General features: G+C 45.9%; 3 protein-coding genes. All 3 read right to left on the bottom strand.

Going from position 1 to position 4,620, the window contains the following annotated elements; translation table 11 throughout:
- Nucleotides 1-102: 102 nt before the first annotated feature.
- On the bottom strand, nt 103-1,674 hold the full coding sequence (gene pckA / locus AC1DWN_RS28370) for a phosphoenolpyruvate carboxykinase (ATP) (RefSeq protein WP_477562235.1): 1,572 nt from the start codon (nt 1,672-1,674) through the stop codon (nt 103-105).
- A 267-nt stretch (nt 1,675-1,941) separates the two neighbouring features.
- A complete protein-coding gene (gene aspA, locus AC1DWN_RS28365) occupies nt 1,942-3,366 on the bottom strand; it encodes an aspartate ammonia-lyase (protein WP_477562234.1) in 1,425 nt (474 codons plus the stop codon).
- A gap of 24 nt (nt 3,367-3,390) precedes the next feature.
- Nucleotides 3,391-4,620 (bottom strand): cation:dicarboxylate symporter family transporter (locus AC1DWN_RS28360; RefSeq protein ID WP_477562233.1); only part of this gene is annotated, 1,230 nt, incomplete at its 5' end.

Genomic DNA, 4,620 nt, shown 5'->3' with positions numbered 1-4,620 from the left:
AGAGCGGGCTATCTTTTTCGATAACCTGCTCTTTTTCTTGATATTTGGACCTGCGCCTTAACTAAATGACATTGGCCACGCGGCAGCCCTTCATTTACTCAACTATTGATTTCCCTTAATTGGACCAGCAGTAATAATTTCTTTTTCCATATTAGAAAATTTCTCAAAATTGCGAGTAAACCGTTCAGCCAAATCCAAAGCGGCCTTCTTATACGCTTCTTGATCCTGCCAAGTATGACTGGGAACAAGAACATTGCTAGGAATACCCTCTACGAAATCGGGACAGAGCACACCAAAGATCGGATCGGCCGTAAATGTCGCTTGCTCGATACTTCCATTCAAAGCAGCGGATACCATCGCACGGGTGAAAGTTAAGTTCATCCTCTTTCCTACACCGTAGGGACCGCCGGACCACCCAGTATTAACCAAATACACTTTAACTTGGTGCTCCTCAATTTTATCTCCCAAAAGCTTTGCGTACACAGTTGGATGGAGCGGAAGGAAAGGCGACCCAAAGCAAGTGGAAAATGTCGCCTCCGGTTCCGATACTCCTCTTTCGGTACCTGCCAACTTCGAAGTATACCCTGACAAAAAGTGATACATCGCCTGTTCCTTCGTGAGCTTCGAAATAGGAGGCAGCACGCCGAAAGCATCAGCTGTTAAGAAAATGATGACGTTCGGATGACCCGCCTTCCCTGGGATGACTGCACCAGGAATTATTTCGATTGGATAAGCGGCTCGCGTATTTTCAGTCGTCCGAGTATTGTTATAATCCGCTATGCCTGTCTCTGGATCCAGAACGACATTTTCTAAAACCGAACCATATCGAATAGCCTGCCAAATTTGAGGTTCCTTTTCTTCGGATAGATTGGCACACTTGGCATAACATCCACCTTCAAAGTTATAGACCCCTTGATCGGTCCAACCATGTTCATCATCCCCAATCAAGCGGCGGTTTGCATCAGCGGAAAGCGTCGTTTTTCCTGTTCCGGATAACCCGAAGAATAAAGCAACGTCGTCTTTCTCGCCCACATTAGCTGAACAATGCATCGGAAAAACGTCCCTGAAAGGGAGCATATAATTCAGAACGCTAAAAATCGATTTTTTCATCTCTCCAGCATACTCAGTCCCTCCGATGAGAACCAATTTCCTTTCAAAGGAAAGGCAGATAAACGTTTCAGAGCGCGTACCGTCCACTTCTGGATCAGCTTTTAAGCCCGGCAGTGCGATCACGGTGAACTCCGCACTGTGGGTTTGCAATTCTTCCTGTGTCGGACGAACAAAAAGCTGCCGGACAAATAAATTGTGCCACGCATATTCATTCACAATGCGAATGGGTAACTGATATTCCGAATCCGCCCCGGCATAACCGTCGAATACAAACAAATCCTTATCCAACATATAGTCTTGCGCTTTTTTGTAGAGCCGCTCGAACTGAAGTTGTGAGATGGGTTGATTCACAGCCCCCCAATCTATGTGATCCATTACGGAAGGTTCTTGGACAATGAACCTATCTTTTGGGGAACGCCCGGTATATTTGCCTGTGTTTACTTGTAAGGCTCCTGAGGAAGCAAGTACCCCTTCCTTCCGTTCTAATGCAATTTTGACTAACTGGGTTACGGGCAAATTATTACTTATCATACCTATTTTCAACTGCTGCATCTTGGCTTCCATACTTATCCATCCCCTTCGTTGTGTTATCCAAACATTGCTGTTCTTTACAGTCCGAGTCATAAGTAGTCACGCCTAATCTACGCTAAGAGAGGTGCTTTCCACACATGATCACTCTTTCTTCATTAGTTGTACGAGTTGGACAACACAAATGGTGTAAGCACTTTCATCCCCACACCTTACTAATACCTTGATCTGATCATCCAGCACCGATGAATTGTTTTTACACTCTCCCTTTACTTTTGTGAAACGATTTCTGCATGTTCCTCTTTAGTACTTGTCAAATAGCTCCGCTCCTGCGATACCTGGGTTCGTCATTTCATATGGATCGAGAATAATTTGGAGCTCCTCTTCCGTTAAGACATTATATAATAGGCATAACTCCCGAACTGGACGCCCCGTTAGAATCGCTTCACGCGCGATCCTTGCTACGACTTCATAGCCCAGATGCGGGTTGAGCGCGGTAATGACCCCAACACTTTTCTCCACATACTCTTTGCAGCGCTCTACGTTCGCTTCGATTTCTTCCAAACAATGTACACGGAAAACTTTGAAGACTTGATTCATCATACTGAGCGATTGAAGCAAATTGAACACAAGCACAGGCTCCATCACATTAAGCTCGAGCTGCCCCGCTTCGGAGGCAAGACAAATCGTATGGTCATTCCCGATGACCTGGAACGCTACCTGATTGACGACCTCAGCCATGACCGGATTGACCTTGCCTGGCATGATGGACGAACCGGGTTGCCGTGCAGGCAGATTCAGCTCCCCGAGCCCAGCACGCGGTCCTGAAGCGAGCAATCGTAAGTCGTTGGCAATCTTAGACATGTTGATCATGCAAACTTTCAATGCGGCTGACACTTCGGTATAGGCATCTGTATTTTGAGTTGCGTCCACCAGGTGATCAGTATTGGTAAGCGGCAGCCCGCTGAGCTCAGCGAGCAATTCCACAACCCGCTTAATGTAGCGGGGATCAGCATTCAGGCCGGTTCCAACGGCTGTTGCACCCATGTTAACTTCATACAGATGGCCGCGAGTTTGTTTTATCCGCTTGATATCGCGCTCGAGTACTCTGCTGTAGGCCTCAAATTCCTGCCCTAGTCGGATCGGCACGCCATCCTGAAGATGCGTCCGCCCCATTTTGATAACCCCGTCGAATTGCACGGCTTTTTTACGAAACGCTGTGAGCATCTCCTCCATCGTCACTAGCAGCTTCTCAATTAAAGAAAGTGTTGCAATATGAATCGCCGTTGGAAAAGCGTCGTTGGTCGATTGGGCCATATTCACATGCGAATTAGGACTTACTTTAAAATAATCGCCTTTGATTCCCCCGAGAATCTCGATCGCCCGGTTCGCGATGACCTCATTGGTATTCATGTTGATTGAGGTACCTGCTCCGCCTTGTATCGGATCGACGATAAATTGATCATGCCATTTACCGTCCATAATTTCCTGTGCCGCTTGCACAACTGCCTGCCCAATCTGCGGATTCAACTGCCTAATTTCCATGTTCGCTGCAGCAGCCGCATGTTTAACGGTTGCCATCGCACGTATCAATTCTTCGTGTATACGGTAGCCGGTAATTGGGAAATTTTCTACTGCGCGCACTGTTTGAATGCCATAATAGGCGTCGGACGGCACTTCCTTAGAGCCAAGAAAATCTTTTTCCACCCTTTGCTCAGCTGTTGTCATTGTTGTTTCCCCCTCGTTATTTTCTTACGCAGCCTTCTTGACGGACTCTAAATATTTCTTTCCTTTTTCCTTGTCATACTGGCCTTCCCATTTAGCCATGACCACCGCGGCAATAGAATTGCCAATGACATTGACTACTGTCCGGGCCATATCCAGAATACGATCAATACCTGCGATAAAAGCTAGACCTTCAAGCGGAATCCCGACGGATCCGAGTGTGGCAAGCAGGACGACAAACGAAGCGCCTGGCACGCCAGCAATTCCCTTTGAAGTGAGCATCAAGACAARCATCAACATGATTTGAGAGCTAATCGACATATGGATCCCATACATTTGTGCAATAAATAATGCAGTTATCGCTTGATATAACGTGGACCCGTCCAAATTAAACGAATATCCCGTAGGGACGACAAATGACGTGATTGCCTTCGGTACACCGAACTTCTCCATTTTTTCCATCATCTTAGGAAGTGCCGTTTCCGAGCTTGCTGTAGAGTAAGCCAGAATGAGCTCATCTTTTAATATGCGCACAATTGCCATAAGACTTATACCACAAAGTTTAGCAATCAAGCCAAGCACGATAACTACAAACAGGAACATGCCGATATACACAGCAAATACCAATTTCCCCAAAGGAATCAAAGAGCTGACACCGAATTTGGATACGGTTACACCAATCAATCCGAATACACCGATCGGCGCAAATTTCATAATTTGGTTCGTCACCCAAAACATCGATTCGGTAACGCCCTGGAAAAAGGATAAAACCGGCTTTCCTTTATCGCCAATCGCGGCAACGCCCAAACCAAACAATACAGAGAAGAAAATGATGGCCAGCATGTCACCGGCTACTAATGATTCAAAAATGTTCTTCGGAACGATATTGACAAATGTGTCGGCAAAGCTGTGACTGGTCACATTTTTTGTCGCTTCGACATATTTCGTAATATCTGACTTAGCTAGTCCAGCCATATTGATTCCGGCTCCAGGCTGAAAGATATTCGCTATGACCAAGCCGAAAATAATAGCAATCGTCGTCACGATTTCAAAATAAAGAAGAGTTTTCCCTCCAAGTCTTCCAAGCTTTTTAATATCTCCTACTCCTGCTACTCCGACAATAAGAGAGGAAACGACTATGGGAACGACAATCATTTTAATCAAACGAATGAAAATGTCTCCCACTGGTTTCAAATAACTTTCGATGGTTGGGTTACCATAAAAAATGGCCCCGACAATAACCCCTAATAGTAGTCC

This window comes from Paenibacillus sp. P4_A7 (genome assembly GCF_056402455.1).
Note: the sequence above shows the minus strand (reverse complement) of the source record. Positions and strands in the feature narration are given on the sequence as shown.